Source organism: Halovulum marinum, from assembly GCF_009697225.1.
GTDB classification, from domain to species: Bacteria; Pseudomonadota; Alphaproteobacteria; order Rhodobacterales; family Rhodobacteraceae; genus Halovulum; species Halovulum marinum.
Window position 1 is genome coordinate 22,999 of record NZ_WIND01000005.1, and the last position, 19,330, is coordinate 42,328.

At 72.6% G+C, this 19,330-nt stretch carries 24 protein-coding genes; 14 read left to right on the forward strand and 10 right to left on the reverse strand.

What is annotated here, in order from left to right:
- Window positions 1–153: 153 nt before the first annotated feature.
- Window positions 154–1,332 carry a M24 family metallopeptidase gene (locus tag GE300_RS08605; protein ID WP_154446160.1) on the forward strand — a complete coding sequence of 393 codons (1,179 nt, stop codon included), beginning with the start codon at window positions 154–156 and terminating at the stop codon, window positions 1,330–1,332.
- 40 nt (window positions 1,333–1,372) lie between these two features.
- Here GE300_RS08605 and GE300_RS08610 read toward each other — a convergent pair whose 3' ends face one another.
- Together GE300_RS08610 and GE300_RS08615 are read right to left on the reverse strand one after the other, a co-directional pair.
- Complete coding sequence (locus GE300_RS08610) at window positions 1,373–1,867, reverse strand: transglycosylase SLT domain-containing protein (protein WP_407647702.1); 495 nt, start codon at window positions 1,865–1,867, stop codon at window positions 1,373–1,375.
- Between the two features lie 117 nt (window positions 1,868–1,984).
- On the reverse strand, window positions 1,985–2,443 hold the full coding sequence (locus tag GE300_RS08615) for an NUDIX domain-containing protein (protein ID WP_154446161.1): 459 nt from the start codon (window positions 2,441–2,443) through the stop codon (window positions 1,985–1,987).
- Between GE300_RS08615 and GE300_RS08620 the strand changes: the two genes are divergently transcribed.
- The 6 genes from GE300_RS08620 (at window position 2,442) to GE300_RS08645 (ending at window position 7,545) form a co-directional block, all read left to right on the forward strand.
- The gene (locus GE300_RS08620) at window positions 2,442–3,368 is read left to right on the forward strand and encodes a DMT family transporter (protein ID WP_325063159.1); all 927 of its coding nucleotides are present in this window, start codon (window positions 2,442–2,444) and stop codon (window positions 3,366–3,368) included. The genes GE300_RS08615 and GE300_RS08620 overlap by 2 nt on opposite strands.
- A 68-nt stretch (window positions 3,369–3,436) precedes the next feature.
- Window positions 3,437–4,636, forward strand: coding sequence for a glycosyltransferase (locus GE300_RS08625; protein ID WP_154446162.1), 1,200 nt, complete (start codon window positions 3,437–3,439; stop codon window positions 4,634–4,636).
- On the forward strand, window positions 4,614–5,213 hold the full coding sequence (locus tag GE300_RS08630; protein ID WP_154446163.1) for a sugar transferase: 600 nt from the start codon (window positions 4,614–4,616) through the stop codon (window positions 5,211–5,213). Before GE300_RS08625 ends, GE300_RS08630 begins: the two co-directional genes overlap by 23 nt.
- Window positions 5,214–5,298: 85 nt before the next feature.
- A complete protein-coding gene (locus tag GE300_RS08635) occupies window positions 5,299–5,610 on the forward strand; it encodes a YegP family protein (protein WP_154446164.1) in 312 nt (103 codons plus the stop codon).
- A 163-nt stretch (window positions 5,611–5,773) separates the two neighbouring features.
- A complete protein-coding gene (gene cysK, locus GE300_RS08640; RefSeq protein WP_154446165.1) occupies window positions 5,774–6,856 on the forward strand; it encodes a cysteine synthase A in 1,083 nt (360 codons plus the stop codon).
- 110 nt (window positions 6,857–6,966) lie between these two features.
- Window positions 6,967–7,545, forward strand: a complete 579-nt coding sequence (locus tag GE300_RS08645; protein WP_154446166.1) for an ATP-dependent Clp protease proteolytic subunit — start codon at window positions 6,967–6,969, stop codon at window positions 7,543–7,545.
- A 121-nt stretch (window positions 7,546–7,666) separates the two neighbouring features.
- Here GE300_RS08645 and GE300_RS08650 read toward each other — a convergent pair whose 3' ends face one another.
- Together GE300_RS08650 and GE300_RS08655 are read right to left on the reverse strand one after the other, a co-directional pair.
- A complete protein-coding gene (locus GE300_RS08650) occupies window positions 7,667–8,506 on the reverse strand; it encodes an SDR family NAD(P)-dependent oxidoreductase (protein WP_154446167.1) in 840 nt (279 codons plus the stop codon).
- A 21-nt stretch (window positions 8,507–8,527) separates the two neighbouring features.
- A complete protein-coding gene (locus GE300_RS08655) occupies window positions 8,528–9,028 on the reverse strand; it encodes an Lrp/AsnC family transcriptional regulator (protein WP_325063160.1) in 501 nt (166 codons plus the stop codon).
- A gap of 179 nt (window positions 9,029–9,207) precedes the next feature.
- On the opposite strand from GE300_RS08655, the gene trxB reads away from it, so the two are divergent.
- From trxB to GE300_RS23855, 3 genes are all read left to right on the forward strand, one after another.
- Window positions 9,208–10,179 carry a thioredoxin-disulfide reductase gene (gene trxB, locus GE300_RS08660; protein ID WP_154446168.1) on the forward strand — a complete coding sequence of 324 codons (972 nt, stop codon included), beginning with the start codon at window positions 9,208–9,210 and terminating at the stop codon, window positions 10,177–10,179.
- Between the two features lie 70 nt (window positions 10,180–10,249).
- Window positions 10,250–10,474 (forward strand): NAD-binding protein, encoded by a 225-nt coding sequence (locus GE300_RS08665; RefSeq protein WP_325063161.1) that lies wholly within the window; start codon window positions 10,250–10,252, stop codon window positions 10,472–10,474.
- A complete protein-coding gene (locus tag GE300_RS23855; protein WP_407647705.1) occupies window positions 10,474–11,001 on the forward strand; it encodes a potassium transporter TrkG in 528 nt (175 codons plus the stop codon). The genes GE300_RS08665 and GE300_RS23855 overlap by 1 nt, the downstream gene beginning before the upstream one ends.
- On the opposite strand, the gene GE300_RS08675 is transcribed toward GE300_RS23855, so the two are convergent.
- Complete coding sequence (locus tag GE300_RS08675; RefSeq protein ID WP_154446171.1) at window positions 10,901–12,187, reverse strand: 3-phosphoshikimate 1-carboxyvinyltransferase; 1,287 nt, start codon at window positions 12,185–12,187, stop codon at window positions 10,901–10,903. The genes GE300_RS23855 and GE300_RS08675 overlap by 101 nt on opposite strands.
- Before the next feature lie 178 nt (window positions 12,188–12,365).
- Between GE300_RS08675 and GE300_RS08680 the strand changes: the two genes are divergently transcribed.
- Window positions 12,366–13,856 (forward strand): SGNH/GDSL hydrolase family protein, encoded by a 1,491-nt coding sequence (locus GE300_RS08680; protein ID WP_154446172.1) that lies wholly within the window; start codon window positions 12,366–12,368, stop codon window positions 13,854–13,856.
- 14 nt (window positions 13,857–13,870) lie between these two features.
- On the opposite strand, the gene GE300_RS08685 is transcribed toward GE300_RS08680, so the two are convergent.
- Window positions 13,871–14,098 (reverse strand): DUF1150 family protein, encoded by a 228-nt coding sequence (locus GE300_RS08685; RefSeq protein WP_154446173.1) that lies wholly within the window; start codon window positions 14,096–14,098, stop codon window positions 13,871–13,873.
- A 3-nt stretch (window positions 14,099–14,101) separates the two neighbouring features.
- Window positions 14,102–14,533, reverse strand: coding sequence for an Hsp20 family protein (locus GE300_RS08690; RefSeq protein ID WP_154446174.1), 432 nt, complete (start codon window positions 14,531–14,533; stop codon window positions 14,102–14,104).
- A 122-nt stretch (window positions 14,534–14,655) separates the two neighbouring features.
- Between GE300_RS08690 and GE300_RS08695 the strand changes: the two genes are divergently transcribed.
- Genes GE300_RS08695 through GE300_RS08700 form a run of 3 tightly spaced genes read left to right on the forward strand, consistent with a single transcriptional unit; the run spans window position 14,656 to window position 16,448 of the window.
- On the forward strand, window positions 14,656–14,874 hold the full coding sequence (locus tag GE300_RS08695) for a YdcH family protein (RefSeq protein WP_154446175.1): 219 nt from the start codon (window positions 14,656–14,658) through the stop codon (window positions 14,872–14,874).
- Window positions 14,875–14,902: 28 nt separating this feature from the next.
- Entirely contained in the window at window positions 14,903–15,391 is a 489-nt protein-coding gene (gene purE, locus GE300_RS22930) for a 5-(carboxyamino)imidazole ribonucleotide mutase (protein ID WP_233416893.1), read from the forward strand.
- Window positions 15,384–16,448 carry a 5-(carboxyamino)imidazole ribonucleotide synthase gene (locus GE300_RS08700; protein ID WP_325063162.1) on the forward strand — a complete coding sequence of 355 codons (1,065 nt, stop codon included), beginning with the start codon at window positions 15,384–15,386 and terminating at the stop codon, window positions 16,446–16,448. The genes purE and GE300_RS08700 overlap by 8 nt, the downstream gene beginning before the upstream one ends.
- A 170-nt stretch (window positions 16,449–16,618) precedes the next feature.
- Here the strand turns inward: GE300_RS08700 and pgeF are convergent, their stop codons facing one another.
- From pgeF to lgt, 3 genes are read right to left on the reverse strand one after another with little or no spacing between them, the layout of a single operon-like run.
- The gene (gene pgeF, locus GE300_RS08705) at window positions 16,619–17,374 is read right to left on the reverse strand and encodes a peptidoglycan editing factor PgeF (protein WP_154446177.1); all 756 of its coding nucleotides are present in this window, start codon (window positions 17,372–17,374) and stop codon (window positions 16,619–16,621) included.
- Window positions 17,374–18,429, reverse strand: coding sequence for a class I SAM-dependent methyltransferase (locus GE300_RS08710; protein WP_325063163.1), 1,056 nt, complete (start codon window positions 18,427–18,429; stop codon window positions 17,374–17,376). Before GE300_RS08710 ends, pgeF begins: the two co-directional genes overlap by 1 nt.
- On the reverse strand, window positions 18,426–19,307 hold the full coding sequence (gene lgt, locus GE300_RS08715; RefSeq protein WP_154446178.1) for a prolipoprotein diacylglyceryl transferase: 882 nt from the start codon (window positions 19,305–19,307) through the stop codon (window positions 18,426–18,428). Before lgt ends, GE300_RS08710 begins: the two co-directional genes overlap by 4 nt.
- Window positions 19,308–19,330: the final 23 nt, after the last annotated feature.

Sequence of the window (19,330 nt, forward strand, 5' to 3'; positions counted from 1 at the left end):
GCCTGGCGAAAGACCTGGGAAAGGGGGGCTCCGGCCCCCCTTTTTCGTTGCCGGCCGCGTGCGCGACGGGATCCCGCCGGCGCGACAGGACCCCGGCGGCGTGCTACAGTCCGCCGTGGCGCATGCCACCGGCCCCCCAGGAAGGACCCGACGATGACACCCGACACCGGCGCCGCGGATCCGCGCGCCCCGTTCGATACCGCGCTGGCCGACCGGCTGATGGCGGACCGCGGGCTGGACGTTCTGTTGGTCAACTCGGGCCACAACACCCGCTACCTGCTGGGCGGGCACGCGTTCTTCTTCTTCCAGTCGATGCAGGCGCTGGGCCACAGCCGCTACCTGCCGCTGGTGGTCTATGCCCGCGAGCGCCTCGACGAGGCCGCCTATGTCGGCAGCGCGATGGAGGCCTGGGACCACGCCCTGCGCCCGTTCTGGATGCCGCATGTGCACACCGTCAGCTTCGGCACGCGCGACGCCGCGCGCTGCGCGGTCGAGCATCTGAAGGCCACCGGCCGGGACCGCGCGCACATCGGCATCGAGCCCGCGTTCCTGACCGTCGATGCGATGGCGGTGCTGCGCGACGGCCTGCCCGAGGCGCGCTTCGGCGACGCCACCGGGGTGCTGGAGCGGCTGCGCGCGGTCAAGCGCCCGGACGAGCTGGACCGGCTGAGGCAGGCGTCCGAGCGCATCGTCGAGGCGATGCAGGCCACCGTCGCCGGCGCCGGGCCGGGCACCGGCAAGGCCGAGATCGTCGAGCGCATGCGCCAGGAGGAGACCCGCCGCGGCCTGCACTTCGACTACTGCCTGGTGGCGATGGGCGCCGACCGCAACCGCGCGCCGTCGGACCAGCGCTGGCAGCCGGGCGAGGTGCTGTCGATCGATTCGGGCGGCAACCTCGACGGCTACATCGGCGATCTGTGCCGCATGGCGGTGCTGGGCCCGCCCGACGCCGAGTTGCAGGACCTGCTGGCCGAGGTCGACGCGACGCAGCAGGCGGCGTTCGCGCAGCTGCGCGCCGGTGCCGCCGGCCGCACGGCGCTGGAGCGCGGCAACGCGGTGCTGGCCGAGGGGCCTAACCGGGCCTGCACCGACCTGGTGATCCATGGCATGGGGCTGGTCAGTCACGAGGCGCCGTTCCTGATGTCGAACCGGATGTATGACGGCGAGGACGCCGACGCGCCGCTCGAGGCCGGCATGGTGCTGTCGGTCGAGACCTCGATGAACCATCCCCGCCGCGGGCTGGTGAAGCTCGAGGACACCGTCGCGCTGACCGCCGACGGCTGCGAGATGTTCGGCGGCGCGGCGCGCGGCTGGAATGTCGCCGGCAGCTAGGCCGCGGCGCGGGCCGGTCGGCCCGTTCAATGTTCCCCGGTCAGCGCAGCCCGGTCGCCTCCAGCAGGCCGCGGCGCTTGGCCTCGTAGTAGTAGCCGCGCGAATACCACCGCACCGCCCGGTCCGGGTTGCCATCGGCCACCAGCCACGCGCCGCGCAGGTATTTCACCGCGTAGCGAAGATTGGTGCGCGGATCCAGCAGCCCCTCGGCGGGGCCGCGGTAGCCCATGGTCCGCGCGGTCTGCGGGTGGATCTGCATCAGCCCGTAGTTGGGCCCGTTGCGCGCGCCCGGCCGGTGGCCGCTCTCGCGCAGCACGACGCGCTGCACCAGCGACACCGGCACCTGATACTGTTGCGCCGCGGCGACGATCATCGCTCGCAGCTCGGGGGTCTCGTTCGGATGCAGCGGCGCGGTGGCGGCGGCGCTGCGGCTGACCGTCTCGCCGCCGCCGCCGCAGGCGGCCAGCGCCAGCAGCGCGGCGGCCAGCAGGACGCGGGGAAGAAAGGCAGTGGGCAGGGGCAGGAAACGGCTCACGGGGGCAACTCATCGGCGGCTTGGACTCGGCAGCAGCCTAGCGCGCCGGGCCGCCGCCGCCCAGCCCCGCCGCCGCGGCCCGCGCCGCAGCCGGCGGACACCTGCCGGGCGGCCGGATCAGCGGACCAGCCGCTCCAGCCCGTCGTAGACCGCGGCCGCGCCCTCCGCGCCGTCGAAGGCCATGCGCGGCAGCGTGTCGGGCTTGAACCGGATCGTCCCCAGCTCGGCGCGGGCGAAGAAGCGCCGCCGGCTGACCACCGCCTCGGGGTCGGCCCAGGCCGGGTCCAGCGCGCCGCCGGAGATCCGGGCGTGGAAGAAGATGTCGACCTGGTGAAAGCCGCTGCCCGGATCGTGGAACTCGTTGATGCCGGCGGGCCGCTCGGCGGCGATGCTGAGGCCGGTCTCCTCCCAGACCTCGCGCGCCAGGTTGTCGGCCAGGCTGGCGCCGGGCTCGGCGCCGCCGCCGGGCGCGCACCACAGGTCGCTCTGCCCGCCGGGGTAGGCGTTGACCAGCAGCAGCCGGTCCCGGTGCAGGATCAGCGCGCGCACGGCCAGCCGGATCGGGGTGCGTGTCATGGCCCTGCATCGCATGGTCACGCCCCCGCCGGCAAGCGCGCTTGCGGGCCGCGCGGGGCGCGCCCATAGTCGGCAGATGCGGATCCTGCTGCTCACCGTCACGGCGCTGGTCGCCTTCGCCGCGAACTCGATCCTGAACCGCGCCGCGCTGGCCGGGCAGGACATGGACCCGGCCGTCTTCACCGCGATCCGGCTGGTCTCGGGCGCGGCGGTGCTCGCGGCGCTGGCGGCGGCGCGCGGCGGGTCCTCGATCCTGCGCGCGGGCACGCCGCTGTCGGCGGCGGCGCTGCTGGTCTACGCGGTGTTCTTCTCGTTCGCCTACGTCACGCTTGATACCGGGCTGGGCGCGCTGCTGCTGTTCGGCGGCGTGCAGATCACCATGTTCGGCGGCGCGCTGCTGGCCGGGCAGCGGCCGGGGCCGTACCGCTGGGCCGGCTCGGCGATGGGGCTTGCGGGGCTGGCGGTGCTGTTCCTGCCCGGCGCCGCGGCGCCGGACCCGCTGGGCGCGGCGATGATGCTGCTGGCGGCGGCGGGCTGGGGGGTGTACTCGCTGCGCGGCGCGCGCGCCGGCGATCCGCTGGCGACCACCGCCGGCAACTTCGTCTACGCCGCGCCGGTGGCGCTGGCGCTGATGCTGGCGGCGGGCGACCCGGGCGCGCCGGTGACCGGCACCGCGGTGGCGCTGGCGGTGGCCTCGGGGGCGGCGGCCTCGGGGCTGGGCTATGCGATCTGGTACGCGGCGCTGCCGGCGCTCGACGCCAGCCTGGCGGCGGTGGCGCAGCTGACCGTGCCGCTGATCGCGCTTGCCGGCGGCATCGTGCTGCTGGGCGAGAGCGCCAGCCTGACCTTCGCCCTGGCCGCCGCGCTGATCCTTGGCGGCGTGGCGCTGGCGGTGCGCGGGCCGCGGCGGGTGCAGCGCGCCTGATCCGGCGTTTACTCGGTCCGGGCGATGGTGCACCGTGACCCCGGACGAGGCACGGAGCTGCAGACGGAATGGGCATCACGGGGCGTCGCCTGCTGTTCGTCGGATACGGTGGCGGGCACATGCGCATGCTGACACCGGTGGCGCGGGCGCTGCAGCGCCGCGGGGCCGAGGTGACGCTGCTGCCGCTGAACGTCGCGATCACCGACGCTCGGGCCTCGCGCCTGCCGTTCGTGACGCTCGCCGATCTAATCGCCGGTTGGCCGGACGCGGACCGGATCGTCGCGCTCGGCGCGTCGGTGGCGCCGGTGTCGGCGCACCCGGCGATCTCGGACCAGGACACGCATGTCTACCACGGCCTCGGCCTTGCCGAGCTGGCCGAGGAGCTGGGCGAGGCCGCGGCGCGCGCGCATTTCGCCGCCGAGGGCCGGCGCGCCTTCCACCCGGTGCGCGGCCTGTCGCGGCTGCTGGACCAGCTTGCACCGGACCTGGTGATCGCCACCAGCGCACCGCGGGCGGAAAGCGCGGCGCTGGCCGCGGCGCGCGCCGGCGGGCGCCGCGCGCTGTGCGTCAGCGACCATTTCCTGGTCTACGAGATGGACTATGTCCGCCGCGCCGGTCATGGCGATCTGATCACCGTGCTGAGCGGTCCGGTGGCCGCGGCGCTGCGCGACGCGGGCCGGCCGGCGCGGGAAATCCGCGTCACCGGGAACCCGGCGTTCGACGGTCTGGTCGATCCGGCCCACGCGGCGGCAGCGCAGCGGCTGCGCGAGAACGCCGGGTGGGAACGCCGGCGGGTGGTGCTGTGGCCGCAGCAGCTGCCCTCGACTCTGGTGCGCGACAAGCCGCTGCTGCCGTCGGCGCGGATCGTGCCGGGGCTGCAGGCGGCGCTCGACGCCGACCCGGACCTGCGGCTGCTGCTGCGCCCGCATCCGAGCGCCCCGGGCGAAAGCTGGCCGCGCACCGACGCCCGCGTGCTGCGGCTGCCGGACACGCCGATCGAGACGCTGATCCACGCCGCCGACGTGGTGGTGCAGCAGTCCTCGACCGTCGGCCTGCAGGCGGCGCTGTGCGGCAAGCCGGTGATCACCATCGCCAACCGGGGCATCCCGCCGCTCGCGGAATACGGCCTGGCGTGGGACATCGATGCGCCGGACGGGCTGCCGGCCGCGCTGGCGACGGTCGCCGCGCCGGCGCTGGCGCGGCTCGACGTGCCGCCGGTGGGCGGCGCGGCGGAAAGGGTCGCGGATGTCGCCGCCGAACTTCTCTGACGCCGCCGCAGCCCAGGCCGCCGCGCGCCGTGGTCTGGACATCGCCGTCGCGGCGACCGCGCTGTTGGTGACGCTGCCGCTGTGGGGCGGCGCGGCGCTGGCGGTGCGGCTGCAGGACGGCGGCCCGGCCTTCTTCCGGCAGGAACGCGTCGGCCTGCACGGGCGCCGGTTCCGGATGTGGAAGATCCGAACCATGGTGCCCGACGCCGAGCGGCGCGGCGGCTGGCAGACGGCGGCCGGCGATCCGCGGATCACGCCGCTGGGCCGCTGGCTGCGGCGGACCAGCATCGACGAGCTGCCGCAGCTGATCAACGTGCTGGCCGGCGACATGAGCCTGGTCGGGCCGCGCCCGGACACGCCGGCGCAGCAGGCGGGCTACGACCCCGAGGACTGGGCGCTGCGCTGCTCGGTCCGGCCGGGGCTGACCGGCCCGGCGCAGGTGGCGTCGAAATCCGGCGCGGCGCCGCCCAGCCGGCTCGAGATCGATCTCGACTATGTGCGCAACCGCTCGCTGCGGCGGGACCTGGCGGTGCTGCTGCGCACGCTGGGCACCGTGCTGCAGCTCCGCAACCGCTGATCCCGCCGGCCTGACGGGGGGATTGCGCGGCGCGTATACGTTGCGCCACACTCGGCGCACCGGAACGACAGTGGAGGGACGGCTCATGGCCGGGGAAAACGACAAGTACGAAGTCTACACCGACAAGGGCGGCAAGTACCGCTGGCGCCGCCTGGCCTCGAACGGCAAGGTCGTCGGCGCGGCGACCGAGGGCTACAATTCCAGGTCCGACTGCGAGAAGAACATGAACCGCGGCGCGGTCGCCACCGACAAGTGGGAATTCTACACCGACAAGAAGGGCGAGCACCGCTGGCGCCGGCGGGCGCAGAACGGCCAGATCGTCGGCGCCGCCTGCGAGGGCTACGGCCGCAGATCCGACGCCGAGGCCAACGCCGCCCGCCACGGCTACGCCGGCTGACCCGGCTACGCCGGCTGACCCGGGCGCGGCGGCCCCTGGCCGCTGCCCCACCGGCCGCGTCAGCACTGGCGTGCCGGTGTGGCATTTGCCCGCTGCCGCACGCGCGGGTTCTGCTAACATGCGCCCGCCGGGCCCGGTCCGGGCCCGCAACAGGGAGCTCATCATGGACATCTCATCGGTGCGCCGCACCAAGGGGCGCGGCCGCCTGTTCGACAGCGTCATCGACACCATCGGCGACACGCCCGCGATCCGCATCAACCGCCTCGCGCCCGAGGGCGTGACGATCTACGTCAAGGCCGAGGCGTTCAATCCGGCCGCCTCGGTCAAGGACCGGCTGGCGATCGGCATCATCGAGGCGGCCGAGCGCGACGGCAGCCTCAAGCCCGGCCAGACCGTGGTCGAGGCGACCAGCGGCAACACCGGCATCGGCCTGGCGATGGTCTGCGCCGCCAAGGGCTACCCGCTGGTGGTGACCATGGCCGACAGCTTCTCGATCGAACGCCGGCGGCTGATGCGCTTTCTCGGCGCCAGGGTGGTGCTGACGCCGCGCGCCGAGAAGGGCTTCGGCATGTACCGCAAGGCCGCCGAGCTGGCCGAGGCGCACGGCTGGTTCCTGGCGCGCCAGTTCGAGACGCCGGCCAACGCCGCGATCCACGAGGCGACCACCGCGCAGGAGATCCTGGCCGATTTCGACGGTCAGCGGCTGGACTACTTCGTCACCGGCTACGGCACCGGCGGCACCGTCACCGGCGTCGGCCGGGTGCTGCGGCGCGAGCGGCCGGAGACGAAGATCATCCTCAGCGAGCCGGCCAACGCGGCGATCGTCGGCTCGGGCAAGGGCCAGGCCCGCGGCGCGGACGGCGCGCCGGCGCAAAGCCACCCGGCGTTCGAGCCGCACCCGATCCAGGGCTGGACGCCCGACTTCATCCCGCTGGTGCTGCAGGAGGCGATCGACGACGCGCTCTACGACGAGCTGATCGCCGTCTCCGGGCCCGACGGCATGAGCTGGGCGCGCAAGCTGGCGCAGCAGGAGGGGATCTTCACCGGCGTCTCGGGCGGCGCGACCTTCGCGCTGGCGATGCAGATCGCCGAACGGGCCGAGCCGGGATCGGTGATCCTGTGCATGCTGCCCGACACCGGCGAGCGCTACCTGTCGACGCCGCTGTTCGAGCACATCGCCGAGGACATGGACGACGAGGAGCGGCGGATCTCGGAATCGACCCCGGGCTACCGGATGCCGGCCTGAACCGGTGCCGGGGCCGCGCGCCGGCCCCGGCCGCCGCGCGCCGGGCCTTGTCCTTCCGGCGCAACCGGCATACCTCGGGTGGGACATTTGCCGCAAAGGACCACCGAGCGATGAGCGACGAGACCACCACCGACGACCACAACCGCCCGGACCCGATCACCAACCTGCTGCTGGCCTCGCGCCAGGTCATCATCTGCGAGGGCATCGACCAGAAGATGGCCAAGCGCGTCACCGCGCAGCTGCTGGCGCTGGCCGGCGAGTCGGACGCGCCGATCACCATGTTCATCAACAGCCAGGGCGGGCATGTCGAGGCCGGCGACACGATCCACGACATCATCCAGTTCATCAAGCCGACGGTGCGCATGGTCGGCACCGGCTGGGTGGCCTCGGCCGGGACGCACATCTTCCTGGCGGCGAAGAAGGAAAACCGCTTCTGCCTGCCGAACACCAGGTTCCTGATCCACCAGCCCTCGGGCGGGGTCGGCGGCACCGCCTCGGACATCGAGATCCAGGCCGAGCAGATCGAGCAGATGCGCGAGCGCCTGGCGCAGATCATCTCGGCCACCACCGGCACCGACATCGACCAGGTCCGCAAGGACATCGAGCGCGACAAGTGGATGAACACCGAGGAAGCGGTGAACTACGGCATCCTGTCGCGGGTGATCAGTTCGGCGGCCGAGCTGGACTGACGACGCGCCCGGCGGGTCGGGCGCCGCGCGCCGTGGCCGGCGCCGGATGCCTCCGGCGGGGATATCTGGCGAAAAGTGGACGGCGGGGCGGCGCGGCCGGCGGCGGCGCCCGCGGCCGGGCTCAGACCTTCTTCAGGAAGTCCTCGAACGCGGCGCTCCACGCCGCGTGCCAGCGCGACAGCGGCGGGCGGTTCTCGATGATGTCGCCCATCGCCCAGGCCATGCGCTTCTCGTCCAGGGCGCGGGGCACGTCGTTGTCCGGGCACAGGATGTAGAAATCGCCCGCGGCCAGCCGTCGCATCAGGAATTCGGCGGTCTGCTCCGGGGTCCAGGCGGCGGCGGGCTTCTCGGTGCGGTCGCCGCGGGTCAGGCCGGTGTAGACGAAGCCGGGGATCAGCAGGTGCGCAGAGACCGCGGCGCCGACCTCGCGCAGGTGGTGCGCCAGGGCCTCGGTGAACACCTTCACGCCGGCCTTCGAGGTGTTGTAGGCCGGATCGCCCGGCGGGGTGGTGATGCCCTGCTTGGAGCCGGTGGCGATCACCATTCCGGGCCGGCCCGCCGCGATCATGCCCGGCACCATCGCCTGACAGCAGTTCACCACCCCCCCGAGGTTGACGTCGAGGATGCGCTGCCAGCTTCGGGAGGTATCGAAGATGTCGCTGCCGGGCTGGATTCCGGCGTTGCACATCAGCACGTCGATGCGGCCGTACCGGTTCAGGATCTCGTCCCGGAACGCCTCGACCGCGGCGCGGTCGGCGACGTCGACCGGGCGGGCGAGGACCTCGGCGGCGCCGCGCGCGCGCAGCGCCGCCGCGGCCGCGTCGAACAGATCCTCGCGCAGGTCGGCGATCGCCAGCGCCATGCCGTGCGCGGCGAAACGCTGCGCCGCGGCCAGGCCGATCCCGCCGGCGCCGCCGGTGACCACGGCGACATTGCCGGCGGCCAGTGCATCCAGTCCCATCGCGTCTCTCCCGTTGTGCCGCTAGTCGTCCATCGCCGCGCGCGCCTCGATCACCTCGAACGGCACGCCGGGCTCGTCCTTGGCGTTGCGGATCACCAGCGAGGTCTTGACGCTGGCGACGTTCTCGGCCGCGGTCAGCTGCTCGGTCAGGAAGCTCTGGAAGGTCGACAGGTCCGGCGCCACGCACTTCAGGATGAAGTCGATCTCGCCGTTGAGCATGTGGCACTCGCGCACCAGCGGCCAGGCGCGGGCGCGGGCCTCGAACGCCGACAGCGCCGCCTCGGCCTGGCTGGTCAGGCTGACCATGGCGAAGACCTGCACCTCGAAGCCCAGCTCGCGGGCGTTGACCTCGGCGTGGTAGCCGCGGATGAAGCCGTTCTCCTCCAGGGTGCGGACGCGGCGCAGGCAGGGCGGCGCCGAGATGCCGACGCGGCGCGACAGCTCGACATTGGTCATCCGGCCGTCGCCCTGCAGTTCGGCCAGGATCTTGCGGTCGATCGGGTCCAGCTTGAAATTCGGCACGCGGTTTATCCTTTGGTCGGTTTTCGGATCTATTACGCAAGCCAGCGCCGATGCGCAAGAATATTTCACTTCGGCGCAATATCAGTGAAGGCCGGCGCGACGGCCGCCTGGCGTCCGCGCGAATTGCGGCCCGGGAACGACGCGCCTATATAGAAAGCCAGTCGCGAGAGGAGCCACAGATGCCCGAGACCCGCCACACCCGCCTGCTGATCATCGGCTCCGGCCCCGCCGGCTACACCGCCGCCGTCTACGGCGCGCGCGCCATGCTCGAGCCGCTGCTGATCCAGGGGATCGAGCCCGGCGGCCAGCTGACCACCACCACCGAGGTCGAGAACTGGCCCGGCGACACCGAGGTGCAGGGCCCCGAGCTGATGCAGCGGATGGAGGCCCACGCCAAGGCGATGGGCACCGAGATCGTCCACGACTACATCACCGCGCTGGACCTGTCGCGCCGCCCGTTCACCGCGCAGAGCGACAGCGGCACGGTCTACACCGCCGACGCGCTGGTGCTGGCGACGGGCGCCAAGGCGAAGTGGCTTGGCCTGCCGTCGGAGGAGAAGTTCAAGGGCTTCGGCGTCTCGGCCTGCGCCACCTGCGACGGCTTCTTCTACCGCGGCCAGGAGATCGTCGTCGTCGGCGGCGGCAACACCGCCGTCGAGGAGGCGCTGTTCCTGACCAACTTCGCCTCGAAGGTGACGCTGGTGCACCGCCGCGACGAGCTGCGCGCCGAGAAGATCCTGCAGGACCGGCTGTTCAAAAACCCGAAGATCGAGACGCTGTGGTGGCACGAGGTCGACGAGATCACCGGCACCGACATGCCGCTGGGGGTCGAGGGCGTGCGCGTGCGCCACGTTGAGACCGGCGAGATCACCGAGATCTCGGCCAAGGGGGTGTTCGTCGCCATTGGCCACGCGCCGGCGTCCGAGCTGGTGAAGGACAAGCTCGAGACGCACATGGGCGGCTACGTCAAGGTCGAGCCGGGCAGCACCCGCACCTCGGTCCCCGGCGTGTTCGCCGCCGGCGATCTGACCGATCACGTCTACCGCCAGGCGGTAACCTCGGCCGGCATGGGCTGCATGGCGGCGCTGGACGCCGAGCGCTTCCTGGCCGCCGCCGCGCAGGCCGAGAAGGAGGTGCAGGCGGCCGAGTAGGCCCGCCCGCACCCCCTACGACCACAGCCGCAGCTTCGCCGTCATCGGCCTGGGCACCTTCGGCGGCACCGTGGCCGAGCTACTGGCCCGGTTCGGCAGCCGGGTGCCGGGGATCGACATCTCGGAACAGGTCGCCGGCCGCCTCGCCGACGAGTTGGCGCAGGTGCCGATCGCCGACGACGAGGACGCGCTGCGCCGGGCCGGGCTGGAGCACCCCGACGTCGCCATCGCCGCCATCGGCGAGGATCTCCAGCCCAGCATCCTGTGCGCGATGAACGCGCGCCTGCGGTGCTGATGAAGATCGGCGGCGGCTCGACCTCGACCGCGGGCGGGATCAAGGTCACCACCTTCGTCGTGCTGCTGCCGGCCACCATCGACTTCTTCCGTCGCCGCGGGTCGCTGCAGGCGTCCGGCCGCTCGGTTCCGCCCGATCAGGTACACAAGGCGCTGGCGCTGGTCACGGTCTCGGGGCTGTCGGTGGTCGCGGCGATCTTCGCGATCCCGCTGATCCACGGGGGCCCGTTCCCGGCCATGGCGTTCGAGGCTGCGCCGGCCTTCGGCACCACCGGCCTGTCGCGCGGCGCGACCGCCCAGCCGGACGCGCTGGGCCGCGTGGTGATCATGGCGCTGATGTTCTTCGGCCGGGTCGGGCCGCTGACGCTGGGGTCATGCTGGCGACGCGCACGCCGCCGCGCTACCCGCGCGAGCGGGTGTTCCCGGGCTAGGCCCCGGCCCGGGCCTCGAAGCGCACGCCCAGCTCCGACAGCACCTCCCAGTACTCGGGCCAGGTCTTGCCGGTGCAGGCCGGGTCCAGGATGGTGATGCCGCCGATCCGCAGCCCGGCCAGTGCGAAGCTCATGGCGATGCGGTGGTCGGCATAGGTCTCGATCCGGGTCGGCAGGGTCTGCCCGGCCAGCGACGGGTCGGCATTGACGATCAGATCGTCGCCGTCCTCGCGCGCCAGCCCGGGACGGATCCGGTTCAGCTCGGTCGCCAGCGCCGCCACCCGGTCGCATTCCTTGACCCGCAGGTTGGCGATGCCGGTGAAGCGCACCGGGCGGTTGTTGAACGCCGCCAGCACGGCGATGGTCGGGATCGCGTCCTGCATCTGGCTGCCCTCGATCACCTCGGGCAGGTCCGGGAACCGCGCGATCACCGCCCGCGCCTGCGCGTCGGGCTGGGTGAAGGCGTCGTCCGAGACGCCGAGGTCGATCTCGCCCCCGGTCAGCGCCTGCGCCGCCCACAGGTAGGTCGCGGCCGAGGCGTCGGGCTCGACCCGGAACTCGGCGGCGTGATAGCCGGTCGGCGCCACCCGCCAGGCGCCGTCGCCGGCGGCGCCGACCTCGGCGCCGAACCGGCGCATCGCCGCCAGGGTCAGCTCGACATAGCCGCGCGCGCCGATCTTCGGCCCGGTCAGCGCGACCTCTACCGGCGCCGCCGCCCGCGGCGCCAGCATCAGCAGCGCCGAGACGTACTGGCTGGACAGCCCGCCGTCGATCTCGATCCGCCCGCCCGGCACGCCGCCGTTGGCGCGCACGGTGACCGGCGGGCAGCCGCCGGTGTCCTCGATGCCGATGCCCAGCCCGCCCAGCGCCGACACCAGCGGGCCGATCGGCCGCTTGCGCATGTGCGCGTCGCCGTCCACCACCACCGGCCCGTTGGCCAGGGTGACGGCGGCGGTCAGGAACCGCATCGCGGTGCCGGCATTGCCCAGCATCAGCGGCTCGGACGGGGCGCGCAGCGTGCCTTCCGAGACCACGACGAAGGTGGTGCCGTCGGGCTCGGTCACCTCGACGCCCAGCTGCCGCAGGGCGCGGGCCATCAGCGTGGTGTCGAGGCTCTTCAGCGCGCCGGTGACATGGCTGGTGCCCGGCGCCAGCGCCGCCAGCAGCAGCGCGCGGTTGGTGATCGATTTCGACCCCGGCGGGCTGGCGCGGCCGCGGATCGGGCCCTGCGCCGGAATGATGGTCAGCGCGTCGAGCGCATGGATGTCGCTGAGGTCAACCAACTGCCTGTCCCCCGTACCGTGCTGCCGCTACCAACCGAATTCCGCCGCCGGGTGCAAGGGACAAACGCGTTGCCCGCGCACGGGCGCGGTGTTGTCGGCCGACGGGCGGATGGCCGGGAATCGCTTCGGGTGGTATCATGGTAGCGTAGCGTAGCGTAACCAGTACCGGGAGGCAGCGATGGCCTATTCGTCGGTGGTGTTCTTCGGCGACAGCCTGTCCGACAACGGCAACCTCTCGGCGCTGGTCAGCACCGCCGATCGGACGCTGCCGCCGCCGCCCTATCACGGCGGGGCGTTTTCCGACGGCCCGGTGCATGCCGACGTGCTGCTCGAACTCACCGGCCTCGACGGCGAGAACCACGCCCTCGCCGCCGCCCGGGCGATCGGCAGCGGGACGATGACCGCGCTGCTCGCGCGCTACGACATGGTGCTGCCGGCGGGGCTGGAGGACTACGACATCAACCTCGGCGCGCAGGTGGACCGGTTCCTGGACACCGCGGGCGACCTGTCCGACACCGCCGCGGCGCTGATGATCGGCATCAACGACCTGGGCAGCTTCCGCCCGTCGAACAATCCGATCATCGCCTTCTTCGAGATCCTCGACTTCGCCGACGACGTGGCCGACGCGATCCGCGCCTCCGCCAGCCGGCTTGCCGATGCCGGGATCGACACGCTGATCTACTACACCCTGCCGGCAATCTCGTTCTTCCCCGCCAGCCAGCAGGTGGGCGCCGATCTGCGGGCGCTGGGCGACGATCTCGCCGGTCAGATCAACGACGAGGTGCTGGCGGACCTGAACGGCAGCCGCGCCTTTCGCGGCGTCGACATCGAGATCGTCCAGCTGGACCGGCTGGCCCGCGAGGTGCGCGACGATCCGACCGCCTTCGGCTTTTACGCCGACCTGCAGGCGTTCCCGGTGGTGACCGACCCGGACGATCCGACCGCGGTCGGGCTGGACCCGATGGGCTTCGACGCCGACCAGTTCGTGTTCTTCGACGACGTGCACCCCTCGGCCGCGTTCCACGGCCTGCTGGCGGTGTTCACCGCGGCGACGCTCGAGCTTGACGTGCAGCGCTTCCTCGGCGCCGGCGACGATATTGCCAGCTACGGCGCCAGCCGCGACTTCGTGCTGGGCGGGCAAGGCCGCGACGACATCGACACCAACGCCGGGCGCGACATCGTGCTCGGCGGGCTGGGCTGGGACACGCTGCAGGGCGGCGCCAGCGCGGACATCCTGGGCGGCGGCTCGGGCGCCGACACGGTGCTGGGCCAGCTCGGCGACGACATCATCGCCGGCGGCCGCGGCCACGACCTGCTGCGCGGCGGCGCCGGCGACGACCTGCTGATCGGCGGGCTCGGCAACGACACCCTGTTGGCCGGCGGCGGCGACGACCTGCTGTTCTACACCGACCCGGCGCTGCTGGGCCGCGCCGGCGACACCGACCTTTACGACGGCAAGGCCGGCGCCGACACCAGCTACATCGCGCTCAGCGACGCGCACTACGATGCCGTCGCCAGCGCCGCGGACACCGCCGCGGCGCTGGCGCAGATTCTGGGCCTGACGCTGCGCAACGTCGAGACGATCGAACTGCTGCGCGGCCGCGACGGGCTGGCGGAAGTGGCGCTGGCCGAGGGCTTCGGCGACGCCGACTACTGGGGGTTCGTCTGAGCGCGCCCGGCGGCTCAGTGGACGCTGACCGGCTGCATCTCGTTCATGCGGGCGACGATGAACGCCTTCTCGCGGTCGTCCACCAGCGCCAGCACCTGGCCGTCGGCGCCGTTGATCGAATAGATCTCGGCCATGCCGCGGGTCTGGTCGCGGATCTCGACCGGCAGGGTCTCCGGGTCGACGCGGCGGACATAGGCGATCTGCCGGTCGTCGCCGGGTGTCATGTACGGGTAATTCGCCATCTCCTACCTCTCCTTCCGTGCGTCGGCCGTGCCGATTTTTATCCGTTGCACGATGCTTTCCGGGGTCTGCTTGCGCAGGTCGATGTGCAGCAGGCCGTTCTCCAGGTGCGCGCCGGCGACCTCGACGCCGTCGGCCAGCACGAACTGGCGCTGGAACTGGCGTGCGGCGATGCCGCGATGCAGGAACACCCGCTCGTGGGCGTCGTCTTCCTGCTTGCCGCGCACCACCAGTTGCGCGCTCTCCAGCGTGATCGACAGGTCGGTTTCGGCGAACCCGGCGACGGCGATGGTGATGCGGTAGACGCCTTCGCCCCTGCTTTCGATATTGTAGGGCGGATAGCCGTCATTGCCATTCTTGGCGGTGCGTTCCAGCATCCGCTCCAACTGCTCGAACCCCAGCAGGTAGGGATGAGAGGCAAAGCTTGCCTTGGTCATTGTGTTCGGCCCTTGTTCAAGCGACAGCGGCGGCGGGGTCCCGAATTCGGCGGCCCTGCCACTTGAAAACATGGGGAGTGCAGGGGCATAAGACAAGGGATCCGAAGCCGTGGACCCCCGCCATGACACATGCCGACAAGATGGAGCGCCTGGAGATCCTGCGCGCAAGGCTCGGCGTCCTGCGCGAGGAACACCGCGACCTCGACGAGGCGATCCGCGTCATGGAGGACCGCGCCGGCGCCGACATGCTGACGCTGCGCCGGATGAAGAAGCGCAAGCTGGCGCTGAAGGACCAGATCGCCCGGATCGAGGACGAACTCACCCCCGACATCATCGCATGACGTCATTGCCCGAAGGAACTCCGCACGCATGACCCGCCCGCTGATCGGCATCGTCATGGGCAGCCAGTCGGACTGGCCGACCATGAAGGCCGCCGCCGACATCCTCGACGCGCTGGACATCGCGTGGGAGGCGAAGATCGTCTCGGCGCACCGCACGCCGGACCGGATGTTCGCCTATGCCGAGGCGGCGGCGGGGCGCGGGCTGCGCGCGCTCGTCGCCGGCGCCGGCGGCGCGGCGCACCTGCCGGGGATGCTGGCCGCCAAGACCCGGCTGCCGGTGCTGGGCGTGCCGGTGCAGTCGCGGGCGCTGTCGGGGCTCGATTCGCTGCTTTCGATCGTGCAGATGCCCAGGGGCGTGCCGGTCGGCACGCTGGCGATCGGCGAGGCCGGGGCCGCCAACGCCGCACTGCTGGCGGCGGCGATGCTGGCCACCACCGACGACGGCCTGGCCGCGCGGCTGGAGGCCTGGCGCGCGGCCCAGACCGACGCCATCGCCGAGGAGCCGTCAAGTGACTGACGCGCTGGCGCCGGGCGCGACCATCGGCATCCTCGGCGGCGGGCAGCTGGGCCGGATGCTGGCGCTGGCGGCGGCGCGGCTGGGCCTGAAGTGCCATGTCTACGACCCGGACACCGGCGCGCCGGCGGCGCAGGTCGCCGCCGCGCACACCCATGCCGGCTATGACGACCTGGACGCGCTGCGCGGTTTCGCGGCGGCGGTCGACGTGGCGACCTACGAGTTCGAGAACATCCCCACCGCCGCGCTCGACGCGATCGAGGCGCAGGTGCCGATCCGCCCGGGCCGGCAGGCGCTGGCGGTCAGCCAGGACCGGCTGGCGGAAAAGACCTGGCTGTCGGGCCTCGGGCTGACCGTCGCTCCGTTCGCCGCCGTCGACGACGCCGCCGGCATGGAGGCCGCTGTGGCGCGGATCGGCGCGCCGTCGATCCTCAAGACCCGGCGTTTCGGCTATGACGGCAAGGGCCAGGCGCGGCTGCACGCGGCGGATGATGCCGCCGCAGCCTGGGCGGCGATGAACGGCGCGCCCTCGGTGCTGGAAGGCTTCGTCGATTTCGAGCGCGAGATCAGCGTCATCGGCGCCCGCGCCGCGGACGGCCAGATCGCCTGTTTCGACCCGGGCGAGAACGTGCACCGCAACGGCATCCTGCACACCACCACCGTGCCGGCGCGGGTCCCGCGCGCGCTGGCCACCGACGCGGTGCTGCTGGCCGGGCGGATCCTGAACGCGCTCGACTACGTCGGCGTGATCGGGGTCGAGCTGTTCGTGACGCCGTCGGGCCTCGTGGTCAACGAGATCGCCCCGCGCGTCCACAATTCCGGCCACTGGACCCAGAACGGCTGCCTGATCGACCAGTTCGAGCAGCATGTGCGCGCAGTCGCCGGCTGGCCGCTGGGCGACGGGTCGCGGCATTCGGACGTGGTGATGACCAACCTGATCGGCGACGAGGTGTTCGCGCAGCTCGGCGTGGCCGATGCCGGCCTGCACCTCTACGGCAAGGCCGAGGCTCGGCCGGGGCGCAAGATGGGGCATCTGAACCGGATCGCGCCGCGCGCCTGACGCGCCGCGCGCGGCGGGCGGGGGCCTCCGGCGGGGAAATTTCGGGGAACGCGGAAGGCGGGACCGCGCCCGGATCTGGGGCGTTAACGAAGTTTTCGGATTCTGTTTCTTATCGGGATCAGTGGGTTGAGGGGGTTTTCACGGTGAAATCCCGGTTTTCACGGTCGCTTTCACAGCCGGATCGCCGACAGCAGGCGGCCGTAGTCGGGTTCGCCGGCATGGGTGGCGCGGCGGTAGCTGAAAAAGCGCCCGGGGTCGGAATAGGTGCAGCGGCCGATCCACTCGGCCTCGGCTACGCCGGCGGCGCGCAGCCGGTGCAGCACGAAGCCGGGCAGGTCGAACAGCAGCCGGTCGCCGGCGCCGGGCACGAAGAAGCGGTGATGGTCCGGATCCTCGTCGGTGAAGGTCTCGAAGAACTCCGGTCCGACCTCGTAGGCGCGCTGGCTGATGCAGGGCCCGACCACGGCGGCAACGCGCCCGCGGTCGGCGCCGAGGTCTTCCATCCGCGCCAGCGTCGCCTCCACGATGCCGCCGAGCGCGCCCTTCCAGCCGGCATGGGCGGCGCCGACGACCCCCGCCTGCCGGTCGGCGAACAGCACCGGGGCGCAGTCGGCCGACAGCGCCCCGATCGCCAGACCGGGCCGGTCGGTGACCAGCGCGTCGGCCTGCGGCGGCGCCGCCAGGTCCGGGTCGGCGACCAGCGCGACGTCGGAATGCACCTGGTGCAGGGTCAGCAGCGCCTCCGCCCCCAGCGCCGCGGCGGCGCGCCGGCGGTTGATCTCGACCGCGTTCGGATCGTCCGTGCTGCCCGGCCCGCAGTTCAGCCCCTGGTGGATCCCGGCCGAGACGCCGCCGTCGCGGGTGAAGAAGCCGTGGGTGATGCCCCTCAGCAGGGGCGAGGTCAGCGGGCGCGGCTGCGGTGTCATCAGGCGAATCCCGGCGGTTGCGGCTGGCCGGCGGGGGTCAGCGCCAGCACCTTGAACAGCGTTCCCATCTCTTCGGGGTGGGTCAGCCGGCGGTGGGCCGCGACGATCCCGGCGGCGCTGTCGCCCGTCGCCAGCGCCCGGGCGCGGGCGGTGATGCCCAGCCGTTCGAGGAACGCGCCCTGCGTCGCCAGCGGTGCGGCGCGCAACGGCGCGGCGGCCTCGGCCAGCCAGCGGAAGCCGACATGCGCGGTCAGGTCGGCCGCGCCGGCGGTCTCCAGCACCGGCGCGTAGGCGTGGCCGGTCATCGCCTGCAGCGTGTCGCCGGTGCCGTCCCAGTCGCCGTAGTCGATCACCAGCGCCGCGCCGCCCCGCGCCGCGATCACCGGCGCCAGGGCCTGGATCACCGCCTCGCCGGGGGCGCAGGTCTCGACCAGCGTGTCCGGGCCGGCGCCGGGAAAGCGGCGGTCCAGCTCGGGGTCGGCGACGGCGGGGGCCAGGCCGTAGCCCAGTCCGCCGGGGCCGGCGCCGATCATCCGCTCGGCCCAGCCGTCGGCGGTGCGCAGGAACTGGCGCACCGGCAGCGCGTCGAAGAACTCGTTGGCGACCAGCAGCAGCGGCCGGTCGTCGGGCAGGCCGGCGGCGCTGTCGTGCCAGACCGGCGCGGCATCCGCCAGCGTCGCGGCCTGCGCGGCGCGCAGCACCGGGCTCAGCTCGACCAGGTGGACGCGGGCGGCCTGGCGGAAGCCGGGCAGCCGCGCCGCGGCGCGCAGCACGTCGGCCATCAGCGTGCCGCGGCCCGGCCCCAGCTCGGCCAGGGTGACCGCCTCGGGCGCGCCGATGTCCTGCCAGACCTGCGCCAGCCACAGGCCGACCAGCTCGCCGAACATCTGGCTGATCTCGGGGGCGGTGGTGAAATCGCCCGCCGCGCCCAGCGGGTCGCGGGTGGTGTAGTAGCCGTGCTCGGGGTCGGTCAGGCAGGCGGCCATGAACTCGGACACCCGCATCGGCCCCTCGGCGGCGATGCGCCGGGCCAGGCGTTCGGCCAGTGGCGTCACCGCCGTCTCCGGCTGGCCAGCAGCACCAGCAGCCCGACCGCGACCATCGGCAGCGACAGCACCTGGCCCATGGTCAGGCCGAACTCGCCCAGCTGCAGGACATGGCCCAGCGGGTTGTCCTCGGTGATGAACTGCGCGTCGGCCTGGCGGAAGCCCTCGACGAAGGTGCGGGCCAGACCGTAGCCGAGCAGGAACACGCCGGTCACCCGGCCCGGCGCCTGCAGCCAGCCGCGGCGGCTGACCCCCCACAGAATCACCAGCCCCAGCAGCAGCCCCTCGAGCCCGGCCTCGTAGAGCTGGCTGGGGTGGCGGGCGCAGATCTCGGCCAGGTCGGGGCAGGTCTGCGCCGCCGGACCCGGGAACACCACGCCCCAGGGCAGGTCGGTCGGGCGGCCCCAGAGCTCGCCGTTGATGAAGTTCGCGAGGCGCCCGAGGAACAGGCCGACCGGGGTGACGGCAGCGATAGCGTCGCCGATGCGCACCATCGGCAGCCGGTTGACCAGGCTGAAGCCGACGATGCCCAGCAGCACGCCCAGCATGCCGCCGTGGAAGGACATGCCGCCCTCCCACACCGCCAGGATCGCGCCCGGGTTCTGGCTGTAGTATTCCCACTGGTAGAACAGCACGAAGCCGGCCCGCCCGCCCAGCACCACGCCCAGCACCATCCAGGTCAGCAGGTCCTCGGTGCGTTTCGGCTCCATCGGCGGGGTGCCGCCCCACAGCGCCGGGCGGCGCATCAGGCGCGCCACCAGCCACCAGCCGATCAGCAGCCCGCCGATATAGGCCAGCGCGTACCAGCGCAGCGAGAACTCCATCCCGAACAGGGTGACGGTGAACAGCGCCGGGTCGATGTCGGGAAAGGGCAGGACGGACAGCATGATACCTCGCAAGCAGACGCCCG